Below are 19,760 nucleotides of genomic sequence, written 5' to 3'. Positions count from 1 at the left end.
TTTGAACGGTTTGGGGTCTTATGTCAACGTCCGCATCCTACCGTCATATCGTGACACGCCGCGGCCGTCCCGGGGCTGTCCCAAGCCGCCGATACGTTCGTGGGGTGCAGGGGAACTTCCATCGGGGAAGTTGAGAGAGGCCGCGCGCCTGACCCTTTGAACCTGTTTGGGTAACGCCATCGTAGGGAGTCAACATATGTCCAAGGCAACGAACGCCGACCATCACGATCTCGCAGCCGACGACGCGCTGCGCGCATCGATCCGCCAGGCCATGCTCGACGTGCGCGCACGCACGCCGCTCGCGCAGTCCTTCACGAACTTCGTCACGATCAACCTCGTCGCGAACGCGCAGCTCGCCGCCGGCGGCACCGCTGCGATGAGCTACCTGCCCGACGACGTCATCGACATCGCGGCCATGTGCGGCGCCACCTACATCAACGTCGGCACGCTGCTGCCGTTCTACAAGGACGCGCTCGGCGAGATCACGGCCGCGCTGCACGAGGCCGGCCACCGCTGGGTCCTCGACCCGGTCGCCGCCGGCCTCGGCGCGACGCGCACGGCGATCCTCGAGGCGATGCGCGACGTGCCGCCGTCGCTCGTGCGCGCGAACGCGTCCGAGATCATCGCGCTCGACGCGCTGTGGGGACTGTCCGACGGCTCCGACGTGGGCGGCGGCCCGGCCGGCGTCGAGTCGACCGACGACGTCGACTCCGCGCTCGCCGCCGCCAAGCGCGTCGCGAGGCATCTGCGCGCGCATGGCGGAGACGGACTCGGCGCCGTCGCCGTCTCCGGCGAGGTCGACCTCGTCACCGACGGCGAGCGTGTGTTCCGCCTTCCGGGCGGCGACATGATGATGACGAAGATCACCGGCGCCGGCTGCGCGCTCGGCGGCGTGGCCGCCACCTACCTGTGCGTCGCCGACCCGCTCGTCGCCGCGCTCGCCGCGTCGTTGCTGTTCGACCGAGCCGGGGAGCGCGCGGCGGCAGAATCCCACGGACCCGGCTCGTTCCAGACCGAGTTCCTCGACGCCCTATGGGCGATCGACGCCGACACCGTGTCGACGTCCACGATCCTGGAGGCGAAGCGATGAGCGCACCGTTCCCGTATCCGTCCATGCGCAGGTCCTTCGACCTGCGGTTCTACTTCGTCGTCGGCCCGGACGATTGCAAGGGGCGCACGCTCCTCGACGTCGTCTCGAAGGCGCTCGACGGCGGCGCGAGCTTCATCCAGCTGCGCGCGAAGCGCGCCGACGTGCGCGACATCGTGTCGATGGCCGCCGACATCGCCGAGGAGATCCGCGGCCACCATCTCGACGGCCGCGTCGCCTTCGTCATCGACGACCGAGTCGACGCCGCGCTCGAGGCGCGCCACCGCGGCATCAAGGTCGACGGCGTCCATATCGGTCAGGACGACCTCTCCCCTCTCGAGGCGCGCCGCCTGCTCGGCAACGACGCGATCGTCGGACTGTCGGCGAACACGCCCGAGCAGGTCGAGGCCGCGAACGCGCTGCCGGCCGGCACGATCGACTACATCGGCGCAGGCCCGCTGCACACGACGGCGACGAAGCCCGAGGCGGGCGTCGCCGGCGGCGCCGGGACGCTCGACGCCGAACGGATCGACGCGTTGTGCGACGCGAGCCTCCACCCGCTCGTCGTCGGCGGCGGCGTGCACGTCGAGGACGTGCCGATGCTCGCCGACACCTACGCCGACGGCTGGTTCGTCGTCTCCGCGATCGCCGCGGCCGACGATCCGGAAGCCGCCACGCAGCGGCTCGTCGACGCATGGACGGCCGTGCGCGGCGACGCGCGCCACGGCTACGAGGAAACGGTCGGCACGCCGGTGAGGCTGCCCGCCGTGCTCACGGTCGCGACGACCGATTCCTCCGGCGGCGCCGGCATCGCCGCCGACCTCAAGACGATGCTCGCCAACGACGTCTACGGCGAATGCGTCATCGCCGGCATCACCGCGCAGAACACAACCGGCGTGCAGGCGATCGCGTCGGTCGACGCGGCGCTCATCGGCCAACAGATCGACTCGGTCTTCGACGACATCCGCCCGGCGGCCGTCAAGATCGGCGTCGTCGTCGGCCGCGAGGCGATCGAGACGGTCGCCGCGAGGCTGCGCGCGCACGGCGCGAAGCACGTCGTCGTCGACCCGGTCATGGTCGCGACGAGCGGCTCGGAGCTCTCCGACGACGAATCGGTCGTCACGATGACGCGCGAGCTGTTCTCCCTCGCCGAGGTCATCACGCCGAACATCCCGGAGGCGTCCGTGCTCGTCGGCGAGACGATCGACGGCCGCGCTGCAATGGAGCGCGCCGCGCGCACCCTCGCGTCGCGCTACGGCTGCGCGGCGCTCGTCAAGGGCGGCCACGGCACGAACGACGCAAGCGACGTGCTCGCCTGGCCCGGCGGCGACGTCCGCTGGTTCGAGGGGACGCGCATCGCGAACACGAACACGCACGGCACCGGCTGCACGTTGTCGTCGGCGATCGCCTCGAGGCTCGCGCTCGGCGACACGCTCGGCGACGCCGTGGCGCACGCGAAGTCGTATCTGGGCGGCGCGCTGCGCGCGCAGCTCGACCTCGGCGCCGGCTCCGGGCCGATGGACCACGGATGGGCGCGCCACTGAACGCGACGGACGCCGACATTTCGACCGAACATCGACAGGAGGAACAGCCATGTCACAGACGCCGGACCGCAACGCCGTCCGCCAGCAGGTGCCAACCAACGAGGACGGCAGGCCGGTCATCAACACCGTCGCCGCCGTCGCGATCGCGCCGAGCGGCGTCGGCGCCGAACTGAGCGAATACGTCGCGCAGGCCATCGCCATCATCCGCGATTCGGGGCTGCCGAACGAGACGAACGCGATGTTCACGAACATCGAGGGCGATCTCGACGACGTGCTGCGCGTCGTGCGCGACGCGACGATGAAGCTCGCCGCGCAGGGCTACCGCACCGGCGTGAGCCTCAAGCTCGACATCCGCCCCGGCTTCAGCGGCCAGATGGCGCAGAAGCCGGCGCTCGTCGACGAGATCATCGCGGGCGGCCAGGACCGCTGACGCGCGGGCGACTATGCACGCCGTACGCCCTCAGTCGAGTCCGATCGACGCGAGCGTGTGCATCGTCAGGTCGTGCAGATGCGCGGTGCCGGATTCGCTGACGAGCCCGATAGCGCGGGGGCCTTCGGACGGGAACGAATACGAGCTCATCGCGTGCTTGCCGCCGTTGACGTAGACCTCGACGCAGCCGCGGTCGACGAAGACGCGCAGGTCGAGCGTGTCCGAGGCAAGCTCGGCCTCGGACAGCCGCGCGACGCGGTAGCCGCGGTCGCCGTTGGCGACGTTCTGACGGTCGATGACGACGCCGCCGATCTGCGCGTCGAAGACGATCGCCGTGTAGCGGCCGTCGTCGGTCATGTGCACGTGCAGTCCGGCGCGTTCGGCGTCGGTGTGCGCCAGGTCGAGGCTCATCTCGATCTCGACGGCGCCGCCGTCGTTCTCGACGACCGTCGCGCGCTCGTTGACGCCCAGGTCGAGCGGGCCGAGGCCGATGGTGCCGGTGCGCAGGCCCCGCATCTCGCCGGCCGGCGCGGTGACGAGGTCGCCGGCGGCGTCCATCGTGATCTCGCGCGGCAGCGTGAGGTTGCCGCACCAGCCGTCCTCCTCCATCGGGATCGGCGCGACGAAGGGGCTCATCCAGCCGAGCATGATCTGCCGTCCGTCGGCGTGGAAGGACTGCGGCGCGTAGAAGTTGTGCCCCTCGTCCCACAGACGGAAGCCGGTCTCGGGCTCGAAGGCCTCCCCCGGCCGCCAGGTGCCGATGATGTAGCCGGCGTTGTTGACGTTGCGGTTCATGAAGCCGGACGGCTTCGCGCCCATCGCCGAGAAGCCGATGACCCATTTCTCGTTGCCCTCGGCGTCACGGATCGGGAAGAAGTCGGGGCATTCGAGCATGAAGACGTCCGGATCGGGGTGCTCGAACAGCACGCGCTCGAAGCTCCAGTGGACCATGTCGTCGGAGGCGTACAGCCACATCTGGCCGCGGCGCTCCTTCGACGAGACGCCGAAGGTCATGTACCAGACGTCCCCGGTCTTCCACACCTTCGGGTCGCGGAAGTGGTGGTCGACCTCGTCGGTCGGGCAGTCGATGATCATGCCCTGCTTCGTGAACGTCGTCATGTCGTCGTCCGGTCTGGCGAGCATCTGCACCTGCCAGTCGCCGCCGGTGTTGTCCTTGCCGTTGGCCCAGCGGTGGCCGGTGTAGTAGATCCACGGCCTGCCGTCGTCGCCGATGACGGCGGAGCCGGAGAAGACGCCGTGGCGTTCCTGCTCGAGGCTCGGCGCGAAGGCTATCGGCTCGCGGCGCCAGTGCAGCATGTCCGGCGAGGAGACGTGGCCCCAGTGCATCGGCCCCCACTGCGTGCCGTAGGGGTGCAGCTGGTAGAACACGTGCCAGCGTCCGTTGTAGCGGCACAGGCCGTTCGGGTCGTTGATCCAGCCGCCGTTCGAGGCGATGTGGAACTTCGGGTACCAGCGGTCGTCGCGCGTCTCGGCGAGCGCGGCGACGCCGGCTTCGGCGAGCCTGAGCTGCTCGGCGTGGTCGGCGATCGGCGTGAGCACCGGCTCGATGCTCGGATCGGGCGTGGGGTTGGTCTGCGGCGTGAAGGTTGCGGAAGTCATGACGGTTCCTTCTGTGTGGTCGGTCGGATGGGATGGAGGGGGGGGGCGGGGATCACATGTCCTCGGAGTCGGCGGACAGCACGGCCTCGTCGGCGGCCAGCGACGGCGTCTTCTGCGAGTCACGGATGAACGGGTCGCCGTCGACCTGCTCGTCGTCGCGCTTGATGACGAAGAAGCCGTAGACCGTCGCGGCGAGAACGATGCCGGAGATCGTCAGGAAGGTCGCGCGGTCGCCCATGCGGTCGTGCAGCATGCCCAGCGGCGTCGAGAAGACGACCTGGCCGATCTGCGAGGCGATCTGGAAGCCGACCATGTACAGCGTCGCCGAGAGCTTCGGATTGAAGTGGAGCGTGAAGTAGCGGAAGGCCGGCAGGCAGAACAGCGGCACCTCGATCGCGTGGAACATCTTGACGATCGAGATCGCGACCGGATCGTGGAAGACGCCGCACAGCCCGATGCGCAGGAACATGACGGTCGAGCCGAGCAGCAGCGCGTTGCGCACGCCGATCTTGCGCATGATGATCGGCACGACGCCCATCATCGCGGACTCGCAGAACACCTGCACCGAGTTGAGCGTGCCGTAGACGGCGTTGCCGGTGGCCTCGCTCGGGAACAGAGACGCGTAGTAGGTCGGGAACATCTGCTGGTCGAAGACCGTGTAGAACGTGTTCGTCAGCAGCATGAAGACGATGAGCACCCACAGCGCCGGCATCTTCAGGACGTGCGCCATCTCCTTGAGCGTCGGGTTCGACGGCGCCGCGGCCGGGTCGGCGGCCTCCTTGAGCGCCTCGCGCTGCTCGGCCGGGTACCACGTCAGATACACGATGAGCATGCCGACGCCGAAGGCGGAGCCGATCCAGAAGTTGATCATCGGGTTGATGTTGAACACGAAGCCGGCGACGAGCGCGACGATCGCGTAGCCGAAGGAGCCCCAGGCGCGCGACTGGCCGTATTCGAAGCCGAAGCGGCGGCTGTAGCGTTCGGTCACCGCCTCGATGAGCGAGCAGCCGGCCATGAATCCGGCGGACAGCACGATCGAGCCGATGAACGCGGCCGCCATCATGTTCGTCTTCATCAACGGCGCGTAGATGAACTGCACGAAGGGGCCGACGAGCGCGGCGATGACCGAGATGCCGAGGACGAGCCTGCGCTTGAGTCCGAGGTTGTCCTGGATGAGCCCGTAGCAGAACATGAGCACGAGCGTGGCGAGCGAGTTGATCGAGTAGATCGTGCCGACCTCGGCGCCGTTGAGCCCCATCGAGTTGAGCCAGCGCTGGAAGAACGACCACCAGATGCCCCACGAGCAGAAGAACAGGAAGATGCCGGTCGAGCTTTGCAGATAGGAGGGGTTCCTCCACACCTTCGCGGTTGTTGATGTTGCCATGATGAACCTCGTTGTCAGGGCTTTTTGCGAAAAGCCGGATGCATGACGGTCGGGCCCGCCCCGTGCGGCGGCGGGCGTCCGGGCGGCCCGCATGTGCGCGGATCCGTCGTCTTGGGCATCAGTCCCGTCGGCTGTGTCGTTCGTGATGTCCGGGTGGCTTCATCATACTGCGTCAATCGTTTAACGTCAAACGATTGACAACTACCACCGCAACATCGGCCGAGCACTGAAACGCATAACGTCAATCGTTTGACGGATTCTCGGTGCGACTATGGGCGCGGCGACGCGGCGACCGCCGGCGTGTCGCCGCCGTTCAGCGCGATGCGCGCACCGACGACTTCTCGATGAGCGTGCAGTGCACCTTCGCCGGCGACGGCGTGTCGAGCAGCGGCATGACGGCCGTCGTGCGCGGCCATGCCGATTCGTTGATCGCGCGTCCCTCGATCCGCGCGACGAGCCGGTTCGCGGCCCAGTAGCCCATCTCGTAGTGCGGCAGCTCGATCGTCGTCAGCTGCGGCTCGAGCGTCTCGGCGAAGACACGGTGGTTGTCGACGCCGACGACCGACACGTCGCCGCCGATCGTCAGTCCCCTGCGCGCGGCGGCCTCGTAGACGTACCAGGCGCGTGCGTCGTTGAAGCAGAAGAAGCCGTCGGGCCTCTCGGCGTCGAACAGCCCCTCGACGGCGCGCAGCGCCGGACCGTTGTTGAGCACGTCGCGCCGCAGGCGCTCGTCGACGTCCATGCCGTGGTCGACGAGCGCCTGCCGGTAGCCTTCGAAACGTCCGGTCTGCGCGACCATCGGCTCGGCGCAGCCGACGTAGGCGATGCGCCTGCAGCCGGCGTCGATGAGCCGCGTCGTCGCGTCGTAGCCGATGCGGAATTCGTCCGGTTCGATCGACGGGAAACGGCCGTCGGCATCGGTCGCGTCGACGAGCACGAGCGGGAAACGCGTGAGCGACTTCGGCACGTCGACGACACGGTTCGACATCGCCGAATAAAGGAAGCCGTCGACTCCGTAGCGGCGCAGCGCGCCAACCTCGGCGTCGACCGCCTGCGCGTCGTCGCCGTTGACGGTGAGCAGCACGTAGCCGAGCGCGCTGAGCGCGTCCTGCGCACCCTGGATCATGCCGCCCGCGTAAGGCGTCGTCGCGACCTCGACGCTGATGAAGCCGACGATATGCGTGCGGCTTGTTCGCAGCGAGCGCGCAAGCGCGTTCGGCTGGTAGCCCATCTCGTCGGCCGCCTCGCGCACGCGCTGCGCGATCTGCGGCTTGACGCGGCCGCCGTCCCTGCCGTTGAGCACAAGCGAGACCGTGGAGACCGAGACCCCGACGCACTGTGCGATCTGCTTCATCGTCGTCATACCTCCACGATAATTGCGGCGCGGATAATTCCCTGCGCGCCGCAACGCCGGATCAGAGGCGCGAAGGCGCGCGTCCACGCCGATGCCCACACCGGGTACTACACTGAATCATCTGTCGCATGGCATGATCGTCTGTTACATGGCATGCGACGATCCCGATACCTTTTCTGGTCGTGCGGCGGTGGACTCCTCACCTTGCCACTGCAAGCCGTCGGCCTTCCAGCGCGCGCGGCGCGCAGAAAGCAAGGTGCACATGACCTCCTGCGGTCGTCTGCATGAACCCGTCCGACACGGCTCCCCGATCTCGCGCGCGCTGCGCCGGCACTGGCCGACCGCGGCCGTCGTGCTGGCGATCCTCGCGCTCTGGCAGATCTGGGTCGACGCCGCCCATCCCCCGGTCACGATGATCGCCTCGCCGGGCCAGATCGTCGTCGCGACGGCGCGCGCATGGCCGACGCTGTGGCCGGCGGCCGCCGTCACCTTCGCCGAAGGCGTGTGCGGCTTCCTGATCGCCTGCGTCGTCGGCGTGCTGCTCGGCGTCGGCATCCACTGCTCGCGCACGGCCTACGCGGCGTTGTTCCCGCTGCTCGCGGCCGCGCAGACGCTGCCGCTCATCTCGATCGCGCCGCTGTTCCTCATCTGGTTCGGCTTCGAGCCGGTCGGCAAGGTCGTCATCGTAGCCGTGTTTGCGCTCTTCCCGATCGTCGTGCAGACGATGCGCGGCCTCGAGGCGGTGCCCGCCTTCTACGGCGACGTCGCGACGACCTGCGGCGCGTCGCGCGCCTGGACGCTGTTCCACGTCGACCTGCGCGTCGCGGCGCGCCAGATCTTCGGCGGCGTGCGCGTCGCCGCCGCCTACGTTTTCGCGACGGCGGCGACCGCCGAATACCTCGGCGCGCGCCGCGGCCTCGGCATCTGGCTGCAGGCCGCCTACAACTCGTTCCAGACGCCGCTCATCTTCGCGGCGACCTTCGTCATCATCGTCATGACCGCGCTGCTGCTGCTCGCCGTGCACATCACCGAACGGCTCACGATCGGCGCGCCCGGCGACGACGAGGACCCGGACGCGCAGTAGTCCGCGCGTCCCTCCGCCGCATCCGCGCGTCCGTCCGACGACCCGCGGCCGGACGCATCCGCCGACCTTTTTCCCCCCCACCCAACCATCATCAGGAGGACCCATATGACCTTCCGCCGCTCCCTCACGCGCATCGCCGCCGCCGCGGCCGCGCTGTGCTCCGTCCTCGCCGTCGCCGCATGCGGCGGCGCGCACTCCGCCGACGCCGACGGGCTGCGCCGCGTCACCTTCATGCTGTCGTGGGCGCCCGACACGAACCACATCGGCGTCTACGTCGCCAGCAACAAAGGCTACTACCGCGACGCCGGGCTCGACGTCGACGTCGTCGCCGTCGCCCAGTCCGGCGCCGAGCAGGCCGTCAACAACGGCGTCGCCGACTTCGCGCTGTCGAACCTGACGAACGTCGGCATCTACGCGACGAAGGGCGCGAAGCTCAAGCAGGTCATGCAGGTGCAGCAGAAGACGAGCGCGATCTGGTGCGCGCTTGCGTCGAACACGGCGATCCAAAGCCCACGGGACTTCGACGGCAGGACCTTCGCAACCTTCGGATCAAGCGAATCGGACGCCGTCGTGCGCCGCATGATCGAGACCGACGGCGGCAAAGGCGACTTCGACAAGGTCACCGTCGGCACGTCGACCTTCGCGACGCTCACGTCGGGCCGCGCCGACTTCGGCGGCTTCTACTCCACCTGGGAGGGCGTGCAGGCGAAGATGAACGGCCCCGAGCTGCGCTGCTTCACCGAACCCGACTACGGCGTGCCCGGCAACGCCGACTCGATCGGCGTCATCACAAGCGACCGGCTCATCGACGACGACCCCGACCTCGTGCGCCGCTTCGTCCAAGCGACGCAGCGCGGCTACCTGTACGCCTACGAACACGGCGACGAGGCCGCGTCGATCCTCGTGCACGACGCACCCGAGGCGAACCTCGACGAGGCCTTCGTCAAGGAGTCGATGCAGACGATCGTCGACGGCCAGTACTGGGGCGAGCGCAAGCGCATCGACGACGGCGACCTCGTCTTCGGCGCGATCGACTACAACGGCACGCAGAGCTACTTCGACTTCCTCGCCGAATCGGACGCCTATGCCGATGAGAACGGGCAGGTCGTGCATCAGGCGCCGCAGTCGCGCGACCTCGCGACCGACGAGTTCCTCGCCACGGACACGACGGACAAGCAATAGGGCCGATCGGGTCTTCGAGGCGCATAGCGCGCAGTGAAACCGCGCATGGCGGAACCATCCGTGGAACAATGGGCGTATGACCGTTCCCCAGCATCTCGTCCTGAGCATGGACACCGGCGTCGACGACGCGCTCGCACTCGCCTACCTCGTCGCCTCCGACGCGCACATCGTCGGCGTCAGCGCCACCTACGGCAACGTGCTGCAGCAGCAGGCCGCGCGCAACACACGCACCGTACTCGCCATGCTCGGCCGCGCCGACGTGCCGGTGTCCGACGGCGCGCGCCATCCGTCGTGGGCGCCGATGTTCGTCGCCGACGCCGGCTGCGCGCGCTTCCACGGGCGCAACGGGCTGGCCGACCTGCGCATCGGCGTGTGCGCGACGCCCAAGGAGCGGCCGGGGCTCGTCATCGCCTCGGACGACGACGGCGTCGTCACCTTGTCCGCGGCGGACGTCGGCGCCCTCATCCGGCAGGGCCATGCGATCTCGGTCGGCGGCTACCCGGTCGGCGACCCGCACGCCGAACTGCCGACGATCCCCGAGTTCTTCACGCGCGCCGGCCTCGCGACGCCGGAAAAGCTCGGTTTCCCCGATGAGGACTGCTCGCCGATGACCGACGGCGCGCGGCTCATCGTCGACGCCGCGCGACGCTACGGCGACGCGCTGACGATCGTCGCGACCGGTCCGCTCACCGACGTCGACGTCGCGCTGCGCGCCGACCCGGACGCCGTGCGCCGCGCACGCATCGTGTTCATGGGCGGCACGCTCACGCAGGAGGGCAACTGCTACGACCTGGTGTGCGAGACGAACGTGCTGCAGGATCCCGAGGCGGCCGACCGCGTGCTGCGCGCGCACGCCGACACGACGATGATCGGCCTCGACGTCACGCACCGCTGCCTGCTCGGGCCGGCTGACGTCGCGCGATGGCTCGCCGGCGAAGGCGAGGCCGGCGCATGCAAGCGCCGCCATGTCGCGTTCCTGCTCGCGAGCCTCGCGAACTTCTCGATCCGCGCAAACCGCGCGAGCGACCCGATCTTCGCCGCCGGCATGCCGCTGCACGACCCGCTCGCCGCGGCCGTCGCGCTCGATCCGTCGCTCGTGACGACCTTCGACCTGCCGATGATCGTCGAGACGCGCACCGGCGACGGCGTCGGTGTGCGCGGCCGCACGATCGGCGACCCGCGCGCGGCGCTCGACGATGCGACGGATACGCATGTCGCGCTCGGCGTCGACGGCGCGGGCTTCGTACGCCGCTTCACCGATGCGATCGCAGGTTTCCTCGCCTCGCTCGGCTAGCGGGCGACGCTCACGACTGCCTGACGCCGCCGAAGCGGCGGTCGCGGTGGATGTAGCGGTCGATCGAGCCCCACAGCACCTCGCGGCCGCAGTCGGGGAACAGCTCGGGCACGAAGTCGAGTTCGGCGTAGGCCGCCTCCCACGGCAGGAAGTTGCTTGTGCGCTGCTCGCCGGAGGTGCGGATGACGAGGTCGCAGTCCGGGATGTCCGGGTTGTACAGATGCTCGGCGACCATCTTCTCGGTGACGCGGTCGCCCTTGATGCGCCCCTCGCGCACCTCGCGCGCAATCGCGGCCGCGGCGTCGGCGATCTCGGCGCGGCCGCCGTAGTTGATGCAGAAGACGACGTCGATGACCTTGTTGCGCTTGGTGCGTTCCATCGCCGTCTCGAGTTCGTCGATGACCGACTTCCACAGCTTCGGGCGGCGCCCCGACCAGCGTACGCGCACGCCCCACTCATCCATCTGCGCGACGCGGCGGCGGATGATGTCGCGAGAGAAGCCCATCAGGAAGCGCACCTCCTGCGGCGAGCGCTTCCAGTTCTCGGTCGAGAACGTGTACAAGCTCAGATAGCGCACGCCGGCCTCGATCGCGCCGGCGATCGTGTCGAAGACGACCGGTTCGGCGGCCTGATGGCCCTCGGTGCGGATCAGGCCGCGCTGCTGCGCCCACCGCCCGTTGCCGTCCATGATGACGCCCACATGGCGCGGCACTTTGCTCTTCGGGAAGTCCGGCACGATCGTCGGATCGGAGAACGGCGCTGCCGGGACGTTGAGGGATGTGTAATCGACGCAGTCAAAAGCCATACGTTCAATCTAGCAAGCGCATCGAACGTATCGGCCGTTCGAGATAGTACTGCGCCCATTCCTCGACGGCGCGCACGGTGCGCGGGTCGGGTCGCTCGCCGTCGAGCGCCGCCCAGTCGCCGTCGGCGAGCGCCCTCAGCCTGCGCAACGTGAACGGGTCGACCGGTTTCGCCTCGGGCGTATGGTCGGCCTCGCACATGACGCCGCCGGCGGCGGCCGACAGATGGGTGAGCCGGTCGGCGCGCCCGCACACGACGCACGAGTCGAGCCGCTGGCGCCATCCGGCGAGTGCGAGCGCGCGCAGCACATAGGATTCAGCGATCATCTGCGCGCCGTGCCGTCCCTGCGCGAGCGCGTTGAGCGCGCCGACGAGCAGCCGGTACTGCGCCGGCGCCGGCTCGTGCTCGCTTGTGATCAGGTCGTTGAGCGTCTCGACGACGACGTTCGCGGCGCGGTACGCCTCATAGTCGGCGCCGATCGGCCCGGCGTAGGCGGCGATCGACTCGGCCTGGCTGATCGTGTCGAAGGTGCGCCCCTCGCCCAGCAGCAGGTCGATGCGCATGAACGGCTCGACGCGCCCGCCGAAGCGCGACTTCGTGCGGCGCACGCCCTTCGCCACGGCGCGCACCTTGCCATGGCCGCGCGTGAACACGGTGATGATGCGGTCGGCCTCGCCGAGCTTCGCCGTCCTGAGCACGACGCCTTCGTCACGGTAGAGCGCCATGCGCCGCTCCTTTCTCACATCGTCACGGGTATCACGCGATCACATCGCCGTGCGTCGCGCATCGGGGCCGTCAGAACAGGAACAGGCCCCAGAACGAGAAGCTCAGCAGGATCAGCAGCATCGTGAAGGCGACGGTCCAGAACAGCACGCGTCCGAGCCTCGTCGTCGCGACGACCGGCTGCGCGCCACTCGCGATCTGCTTGAGCGCACCGCGGCGCATCGGCCATTGCAGCACGCCGCGCACGGACAGCGACTCGATGATGCCGGCGAACACGCGCGACCACGCCCACAACAGCACGATGCACACGACCTGGATGAACGGCCAGCTCCAGTACATCATGCCGCTGTCGTCCGGTGGGGCGCTGCCCCATGCCATATGCACGACGGCGAGGACGACCTCGCCGAAGCCGCCGAGGAACACGAACAGCGCGACGAGCGTCACGATCGTGAGCATGAGCAGCGCGCCGCCGAAGCGTTCACGCATGCCGAGCGCCGGGCCGCGCCCCCTGCGGCGGTTGCGGATGTGCGCGACGAGCGCGATGAGCGAGACGATGAGCGAGACGAGCATCATGACGGCCATCAGCGCGAGCACGATCGTGCCGTAGACGGTCATGACGCGGTGGGCGTGCAGTCCGCGTGGCACCGGGATCGACTGGTAGAGCGGCGTGCCGGCGATGCGTTCGCTCGTCTGCTCAAGGCCGCGCGACGTGCCGACGGCCCACGAGACCATGTCGTCGACGTAGTCGTCGGCGAAGGGCGTGCCGCTCATCGATTCGTCGCCCAGGCGCAGCACATGGTTCGCAATCGGGTAGCTGCGCAGCGAGACGTCCCAGTTGCCGGCCCTGTGCGCGAGCGCGAGGATCTCCTTGAACCCCTCCACCTGCGCCGTCATGACGTCCTTCGAGCCGTAGGCGACCATCGTCGGTATCGAGAACGCCTTCGGCGTCGACGTGCGGATGTCGATGTTGTCGAGGTGGAACATCGCCAGGTCGAACGAGAACACGCGCCGCACGATCGACTGGTAGCCGTCGTTCGCGCCGGCGAGCGCGAAGTTCTGCACGGCGAGGAAGGCGAGCGCGTGGCGCGGCGAGAACACCATCGGGGACAGCAGGATCTGGAAGGCGACGTCGTCGTCGATGTCGAGCAGATACGACGAAATCCATGTCGCCTCGCTCGTCGCGTAGATGCCGACCTTGTGCTCGTCGACGGCGTCCATGGACCGCAGGATGCCGATGACCTGGTCGTAGACGACGGCGGATCCCTCGTAGTCGCGGTCGAGGTCGCTCGTCGACCACACCGGCTTGTCGAGGACGGCGGTGACGAAGCCGGCCGACGCCATGCTCGTGGCGATGTCGCCGAAGGAGTTGTCGCAGGTACCGTAGCCGGCGCCGTGCATGAACACCATGCCGGGCAGTCCCTTCGACGGCGCCCCCTCGGGTGTGCGTATGAGCACGCGGACCTTCTGGATCTCGCCGGTCGACGGCCGCTTCGCGTCGATCGTCAGATACTGCTTGCGCACCTTGTAGGTGCCGTTGCCGGGCAGCTCGTCCTCCGTGTCGAAGGTGACGGCCGTGTCCGGCGTGAGCGTCGCGAAGCTCATCGCGCGCGGCGTGTCCTCGACCTCGATCCTCGTGTTCGTCGAGACGGTCACAAGGATGCCGAGCAGGATGATGAAGATCGGCAACGTGACCATGAGCCGCTTCGTGCGGCTGAAGCCCATCGGGCGCGCCGCCTGGTTCTCGTCGACGTGTTGGATGCTGTCCGTCACGTCACCGTCCTTTCCGCTCACTCGTCCCTCTCGCCGTGTCCCTCATCGACGACCGGGATGACGACGGGGCCCGTCCCCGCCGCCGTGTCCACGCCATCGGCCCGCATCTGCTCGGCGATGGCGTCCGCGTGCTTGAGCAACGTCTCGACGATGCGGTCCTCGGGGACCGTCTCGACGACCTTTCCCTTGATGAAGATCTGCCCCTTGCCGTTGCCGGAGGCGACGCCGAGGTCGGCCTCGCGCGCCTCGCCGGGACCGTTGACGATGCAGCCCATGACGGCGACGCGAATCGGCGCCGTGACGTCCTTGAGGCCGTCGGTGACGGCGTTCGCGAGCTGGATGACGTCGACCTGCGCGCGTCCGCAGCTCGGGCAGCTGATGATATCGAACTTGCGCGCCCGCAGGCCCAGGTATTCGAGGATCTTGCAGCCGACCTTGACCTCCTCGACCGGAGGCGCGGACAGCGAGACGCGGATCGTGTCGCCGATGCCCTCGGCGAGCAACGCACCGAAGGCCACGCACGACTTGATCGTGCCCTGCCAGGCCGGTCCGGCCTCGGTGACGCCCAGATGCAGCGGCCAGTCGCCCTGCCGGGCGAGCAGCCGGTAGGTCTCGACCATCGTGACCGGGTCGTGGTGCTTGACCGAGATCTTGAAGTCATGGAAGCCGACGTCCTCGAACATGCGCGCCTCCTTGAGCGCGGAGGCGACGAGCGCCTCGGGGGTCGGACCGCCGTAGCGTTCGTAGAGCGCCTTGTCGAGCGAGCCGGCATTGACGCCGATGCGCAGCGAGATGCCCGCGTCGGTCGCCGCCCTGCAGATCGCCGGGCCGACCTCGTTGAACTTGCGGATGTTGCCGGGGTTGACGCGCACCGCCGCGCAGCCGGCGTCGATCGCCTCGAACACGTAGTTGCTCTGGAAGTGGATGTCGGCGATGACCGGGATCGGCGATTTGGCAACGATCCTCGGCAACGCGTCGGCGTCCTCCTGCGTCGGCACGGCGACGCGCACGATGTCGCATCCGGCGGCCGTCAGCTCGGCGATCTGCTGCAGCGTCGCACCGACGTCAGCGGTCCTCGTGTTCGTCATCGACTGCACCGAGATCGGTGCCCCGCCGCCGACCGCAACCGGCCCGACCATGATGCGGCGCGATGTGCGCCTCGGGTGCAGCGGGCTTTCGCTGATCGCCTGTTCTCCGGTCTTGCGGAACGGTTTGTCCATCGTCAATCCATCCATCCATTCGTTCGTCGGACAACCATCGCTATGGCTGCGCCGCCCGTATGGGGCGGCGGAATCCATCACAGGATACACCAGCGCGTCAACGCCGTCACCGGTGCGGCCCCTCGCCGGTGACGGCGTGCGGGAACGCGCAGGTCCTCAGCGGGCGGCGATGATCGCATCGGCCCGGGCGCGCGCCTCGTGCTCACAGCCGAGCATGTCGTCGACCGACGTGAAGCGCGGCGCGTCGCGAAGCTCGCCGTCCATCGCGTCGAGCACGTGTTCGACGGTGTCGACGATGCCCAGATACGGCAGGCGCCCCTCGAGGAACGCGTGCACGGCCTGCTCGTTTGCCGCGTTGAGCACGGCCGTGTGCTTCTCGGAGGCGTTCAGGCACCGGCGCGCGAGGTCGACGGCAGGGAACGCCTCGTCGTCGAGCGGTTCGAAGGTCCAGGAGGCGGCCGTGCTCCAGTCGCAGGCCGCGGCGACGTCGCCGAGCCGTTCGGGCGCGGACAGCCCCAACGCGATCGGCAGCCTCATGTCGGGCGGTGAGGCCTGCGCGATCGTCGCGCCGTCACGGAACTCGACCATCGAATGGACGATCGACTGCGGGTGCACGGTGACGACGATGCGTTCGGGCGCGATGGCGAACAGGCGGCTCGCCTCGATGACCTCGAGCCCCTTGTTCATCAGCGTCGACGAGTTGATCGTGACGACCGGCCCCATATGCCAGGTGGGGTGGTTGAGCGCCTGTTCGGGCGTGATGCCGCGCATCCGCTCGCGCGTCCAGCCGCGGAACGGGCCGCCCGATGCGGTCACGACGAGCCGGGAGACCTCGTCGTGCGCGCCGGAGCGCAGCGACTGCCAGATCGCCGAATGCTCGGAGTCGACCGGGTTGATCTGGTCGGGGCGCGTCTGCGCGTCGAAGAGCAGATGGCCGCCGGCGACGACCGACTCCTTGTTCGCGAGCGCGAGCTGCGAGCCGGCCCTGAGCGCCGCGATCGACGGCGTCAGCCCGATCGAGCCGGTGATGCCGTTGAGCACGACGTCGGCGCCGCTTGCGGCGATGGCGTCGACCTCGTCGAGGCCGGCGCGCACCCGCACGCTGCGCGCGCCCCGCGCATCGAGCGCCTCACGCAGCGGACGCGCAGCGGACGGGTCGGCGACGACGACGTCGGGCACGGCGAAGCGCACGGCCTGGTCGGCGAGCAGCTCGACGTGGGAGCCGCCCGCGGCCAGCCCGGTGACGGTGAACCGCTCGGGGTGGCGGGCGATGACGTCGAGTCCCTGCGTGCCGATCGAGCCGGTCGAGCCGAGGATGACGACGTCGCGATGCGGGCCGTCCTGCGGTGCCGCGATGTGCCGTTCCAGCGTCATGTCAGCGCCCGTCCTCGTCCGCGTCGCCGGCGACGAGCGGACCGTCGGTCGAGAAGGTCGGGAATTCGAGGTCCGGGATCTCGACGTTCATCGTGTCCGGCGGCACGAAGCGCGTGTCGTGGCCGTCGCCGGAGGCGGCGGAGGATGCGGGCGCGGCGTCCTCGGAGGCTGCGGACGCGTCCATCGGACGGCGCACCGGCAGGTCGGGGATCGTCACGTTCGTCAGCGTCGGCACCGACAGTCCGCTCGACGTCGTCGACGCCGACGGCTGCTGCGGCTGCTCGGGCAGCGTCTCGGTGCTCTTCGCGAGCGACGCGAGCGCGGCGAGAGACGGCGAATCGAGCGACGGCTGGCGCGTGTCGCCGAAGGTGATCGTCGTCTCGTCGGACACGGCCGTCACCGTCGGCACCGCATTGAGGTCGTCGGACACGGCCGGCGGCGTCGGCGTCACGCGTTCGCGCTCGGGGATCGTGCGCGGCGCCGGCGTGATCGGCTTGATGTCGGACAGCGTATGGGCGCGCGCGACCGGCGACGGCGCATGCCTGGGCTCGGTCGCGGCGAGTGGCGCGCCGAAGGGCTGCGTCTGCGTCAGATCGCGACCGTCGTCATCCGGCTGGCCGGTGGCCACGCTCGCGCCCGCGGCCGCGGCGGCGGCCGCGACGGCGTCGCTGACCGGGATGGTCGAGGCGGCCGCGGCCGACGCCGGCGTCACCGGCGAGACGGCCGGCGCCGCCGACATGAAGATTGCCTGTTCGGCCTTGTGCAGCTCGTCGAAGGACTGTTCGGACGCGCGCGGCTCCGTCACGGCCGCCGGCACGGGGTCGGCCGCCGGTTGCGCGGCCGACGCCGCCGTGCGCGCCGCGCCCGCGTGTTCGGGGATGAGCGGCGCGATGGCCGGCGCGGCGGCCGGTCGTCGCGCGGCGTAGGTGGAGACGCGCGCGTAGGACTCAAGGCGCCCGAGCAGGTCGGCGCAGGCGTTGAGGTAGTAGTCGACCTGACGTTCGTCGTAGCCGCGCCTGCCCTTGCGCTGCGTGAACATGACGTCGGAGACGGACTGCGCCGTCAGCCTCGCGCCGTCGTCGCCGGCCTCTGCGTCGGAGCTGATGCGGTCGAGCTCGCCGCCGGCCTGATCCATGATGCGGTCGATGAGGCGGTCCACCTGCTTGCGGTCGTATGAGGGCTTCTTCGCCTCCCCCGGCGCGAAGCGTTCACCCTCGACGCGCTCGGCATGCGCCTCGAGCTGATGGTAGAGCGCCTCGACCTGCGCCTTCCACGCGACGCGGCCCAGTTCTGCGATCTCATAGGAGGTGTCCTTGTCGCTGACGGCCTTCGCGAGCCGTTCGAGCGTCGCATCGACCTGCGGGATCGCATAGCCGCCTTTGACGATGTCGAAGGACGCGTCCTGGATATCGCTGCGTTTGAGTTCGACGCCGTCCTGCTCGTACAGGGCGTGCGCCTGCTCGAGGAAGGCGTCCACCTGACGCACATCGTAGCCCTTCTTGCGTTTGCTCACGCGTTCGATATTCGCCGTGCCACCCGTCGCTTCGCGTTCCTGCGCCATCGTCTGTCCTCCTCGCGATTTCGTACCAGTGCTAGATTACGTGATGTTTGAGACGCGCGCATGGCACCGGCCGCCCCGCGCCGCCCGCGACACCCGTCGGGGCGCCGTTTTCTTCACCCGTCGTTGTACGATAGTTTCCTATGGGCGATTAGCTCAGTCGGTTAGAGCGCCACCTTTACACGGTGGATGTCGGGGGTTCGAATCCCTCATCGCCCACTTCAACGCCCCGCCTCGAGATCGGCTCGAGGCGGGGCTTTTCCGTTGAGGAAGCAAGGTTCGCATGCTACCCGCGATGTTTTGATGATGTTTGATGGAGATTGCCCGTTTTGGGTGCGGTTTGCTGGTTTTCGCGTCCAAAACGCGTGGTCATCGACGGGTGTCCGGGCTTGGCAGGAGTCCCGCCGCGATGAGCCCGCGCGTGCCTATGATATCTACGTTGACGAGACGCATGCGCGGGTCGAGGACCGCATAGGAGAACATCGCCTCGGTGCGGTAGGCGGTCTGGTTGTGGGCCTTGAGGTCTACGCCGGTCTGGTCTCCGGGTTGCCGTACTGGATGACCTCGGCCCAGATGTCACGGATCATGCCCCACTTGATGAGGCTGTAGTCTCCCATGATGGCCAGCACGTTCGTCGCGGTCTTCACCTTCTTGCCGTCGACCGTGGTGGACGTGGCCGCCGGGATGCCGTCGGACGCACCCACATTGAGGTTGAGATTGATCTCCGGATAGAAGCGCATACCGGTCGCGGGCACACGCAGCTTGCACAGGCGGGACGCCCACGTGCGAGACAACGCCACGCCGTTGATATCGTATTCGTTGACCGCGTCGGCGAGCGCGTCCACGTTCGCGATGTCGTCGCCGGAATCGGTGACCGCGACCGCGTTCGCGGTGAGCGCGTCATAGCCGGTGAGTTTGGTGCCGGCCTTGGGGTCGATGGCGTGGTAGATGACGTAGTCGAGGGCGCGCGCGATGGCCTTGGTCTGGTCCTCCTGAATGGAGCTGATGATCTCGAGGCGGTTGTCCTCGTCGGCCCATTTGAGTTCCTCGGTGACGCGCGTGGTGCACTGCACCTTGAACTTCTTGCCGGTGATGTAGCTCACTTCCTGCTCGTAGGAGCTTTTCTTCTGGCCCTCGGCCACGACCTCGGCCTCGGCCTCGGCGGCACCGTTGAACACCATGTAGTCCTCGTTGAGGAACAGCTGTGGCGTGCTGGGGCTGAGCGCCGCGATCGTGCTGGTATTGCCGACCTTGTTGATGATCGCCCGCGTCACTTCGGCGGGCAGTTTGATTTTGCTGGTGTCCATCACCATGATGGATTCCTTTCGATAG

General features: G+C 68.6%; 16 protein-coding genes, 1 tRNA gene, 1 pseudogene and 1 riboswitch. Of the genes and pseudogenes, 8 read left to right on the top strand and 10 right to left on the bottom strand.

Annotation, left to right across the window (positions count from 1 at the left end):
• Positions 1-98 precede the first annotated feature (98 nt).
• Positions 99-206, top strand: a riboswitch (TPP riboswitch).
• From thiM to D2E22_RS05805, 4 genes and pseudogenes are all read left to right on the top strand, one after another.
• On the top strand, positions 197-1,090 hold the full coding sequence (thiM, locus tag D2E22_RS05815; RefSeq protein WP_126032169.1) for a hydroxyethylthiazole kinase: 894 nt from the start codon (positions 197-199) through the stop codon (positions 1,088-1,090). (Overlaps the previous riboswitch by 10 nt.)
• Positions 1,033-1,722, top strand: a pseudogene (locus D2E22_RS11000) (thiamine phosphate synthase); the annotation flags it as partial. The gene thiM and the pseudogene D2E22_RS11000, both read left to right, overlap by 58 nt.
• 117 nt (positions 1,723-1,839) lie before the next feature.
• Positions 1,840-2,631 (top strand): bifunctional hydroxymethylpyrimidine kinase/phosphomethylpyrimidine kinase, encoded by a 792-nt coding sequence (gene thiD, locus D2E22_RS10995; protein ID WP_420897245.1) that lies wholly within the window; start codon positions 1,840-1,842, stop codon positions 2,629-2,631.
• Positions 2,632-2,680: 49 nt separating this feature from the next.
• Complete coding sequence (locus D2E22_RS05805) at positions 2,681-3,061, top strand: thiamine-binding protein (RefSeq protein ID WP_126032168.1); 381 nt, start codon at positions 2,681-2,683, stop codon at positions 3,059-3,061.
• Between the two features lie 30 nt (positions 3,062-3,091).
• On the opposite strand, the gene D2E22_RS05800 is transcribed toward D2E22_RS05805, so the two are convergent.
• The 3 genes from D2E22_RS05800 to D2E22_RS05790 form a co-directional block, all read right to left on the bottom strand.
• The gene (locus tag D2E22_RS05800; protein WP_126032167.1) at positions 3,092-4,681 is read right to left on the bottom strand and encodes a glycoside hydrolase family 32 protein; all 1,590 of its coding nucleotides are present in this window, start codon (positions 4,679-4,681) and stop codon (positions 3,092-3,094) included.
• Between the two features lie 52 nt (positions 4,682-4,733).
• On the bottom strand, positions 4,734-6,065 hold the full coding sequence (locus D2E22_RS05795) for an MFS transporter (RefSeq protein WP_126032166.1): 1,332 nt from the start codon (positions 6,063-6,065) through the stop codon (positions 4,734-4,736).
• Between the two features lie 313 nt (positions 6,066-6,378).
• Complete coding sequence (locus D2E22_RS05790) at positions 6,379-7,428, bottom strand: LacI family DNA-binding transcriptional regulator (protein WP_126032165.1); 1,050 nt, start codon at positions 7,426-7,428, stop codon at positions 6,379-6,381.
• A 253-nt stretch (positions 7,429-7,681) separates the two neighbouring features.
• Here D2E22_RS05790 and D2E22_RS05785 point away from each other — a divergent pair, with 253 nt between their 5' ends.
• The 3 genes from D2E22_RS05785 (at position 7,682) to D2E22_RS05775 (ending at position 10,979) form a co-directional block, all read left to right on the top strand.
• Positions 7,682-8,503, top strand: coding sequence for an ABC transporter permease (locus D2E22_RS05785; RefSeq protein ID WP_126032164.1), 822 nt, complete (start codon positions 7,682-7,684; stop codon positions 8,501-8,503).
• Between the two features lie 105 nt (positions 8,504-8,608).
• Positions 8,609-9,685, top strand: coding sequence for an ABC transporter substrate-binding protein (locus D2E22_RS05780; protein ID WP_126032163.1), 1,077 nt, complete (start codon positions 8,609-8,611; stop codon positions 9,683-9,685).
• A gap of 76 nt (positions 9,686-9,761) precedes the next feature.
• A complete protein-coding gene (locus D2E22_RS05775; protein ID WP_126032162.1) occupies positions 9,762-10,979 on the top strand; it encodes a nucleoside hydrolase in 1,218 nt (405 codons plus the stop codon).
• A gap of 10 nt (positions 10,980-10,989) precedes the next feature.
• Here the strand turns inward: D2E22_RS05775 and D2E22_RS05770 are convergent, their stop codons facing one another.
• The 6 genes from D2E22_RS05770 to D2E22_RS05745 all read right to left on the bottom strand — a co-directional run bounded on the left by D2E22_RS05770 (position 10,990) and on the right by D2E22_RS05745 (position 18,431).
• Positions 10,990-11,784 (bottom strand): isoprenyl transferase, encoded by a 795-nt coding sequence (locus tag D2E22_RS05770; protein WP_126032161.1) that lies wholly within the window; start codon positions 11,782-11,784, stop codon positions 10,990-10,992.
• A gap of 4 nt (positions 11,785-11,788) precedes the next feature.
• Positions 11,789-12,508, bottom strand: coding sequence for a DNA repair protein RecO (gene recO, locus D2E22_RS05765; protein WP_126032160.1), 720 nt, complete (start codon positions 12,506-12,508; stop codon positions 11,789-11,791).
• Between the two features lie 70 nt (positions 12,509-12,578).
• Complete coding sequence (locus D2E22_RS05760; RefSeq protein WP_241218267.1) at positions 12,579-14,201, bottom strand: alpha/beta hydrolase family protein; 1,623 nt, start codon at positions 14,199-14,201, stop codon at positions 12,579-12,581.
• Positions 14,202-14,293: 92 nt separating this feature from the next.
• On the bottom strand, positions 14,294-15,496 hold the full coding sequence (gene ispG / locus D2E22_RS05755; RefSeq protein WP_126032159.1) for a flavodoxin-dependent (E)-4-hydroxy-3-methylbut-2-enyl-diphosphate synthase: 1,203 nt from the start codon (positions 15,494-15,496) through the stop codon (positions 14,294-14,296).
• 156 nt (positions 15,497-15,652) lie between these two features.
• A complete protein-coding gene (gene dxr / locus D2E22_RS05750; protein WP_126032158.1) occupies positions 15,653-16,870 on the bottom strand; it encodes a 1-deoxy-D-xylulose-5-phosphate reductoisomerase in 1,218 nt (405 codons plus the stop codon).
• Between the two features lies 1 nt (position 16,871).
• Complete coding sequence (locus D2E22_RS05745; protein WP_126032157.1) at positions 16,872-18,431, bottom strand: DivIVA domain-containing protein; 1,560 nt, start codon at positions 18,429-18,431, stop codon at positions 16,872-16,874.
• A gap of 142 nt (positions 18,432-18,573) precedes the next feature.
• Between D2E22_RS05745 and D2E22_RS05740 the strand changes: the two genes are divergently transcribed.
• Positions 18,574-18,647 (top strand) — tRNA-Val (locus D2E22_RS05740).
• Between the two features lie 305 nt (positions 18,648-18,952).
• Here the strand turns inward: D2E22_RS05740 and D2E22_RS05735 are convergent.
• A complete protein-coding gene (locus D2E22_RS05735) occupies positions 18,953-19,741 on the bottom strand; it encodes a phage major capsid family protein (protein ID WP_241218233.1) in 789 nt (262 codons plus the stop codon).
• Between the last annotated feature and the right edge of the window lie 19 nt (positions 19,742-19,760).

It is taken from the genome of Bifidobacterium castoris, assembly GCF_003952025.1.
Taxonomy (GTDB): domain Bacteria; phylum Actinomycetota; class Actinomycetes; order Actinomycetales; family Bifidobacteriaceae; genus Bifidobacterium; species Bifidobacterium castoris.
Note: the sequence above shows the minus strand (reverse complement) of the source record. Positions and strands in the feature narration are given on the sequence as shown.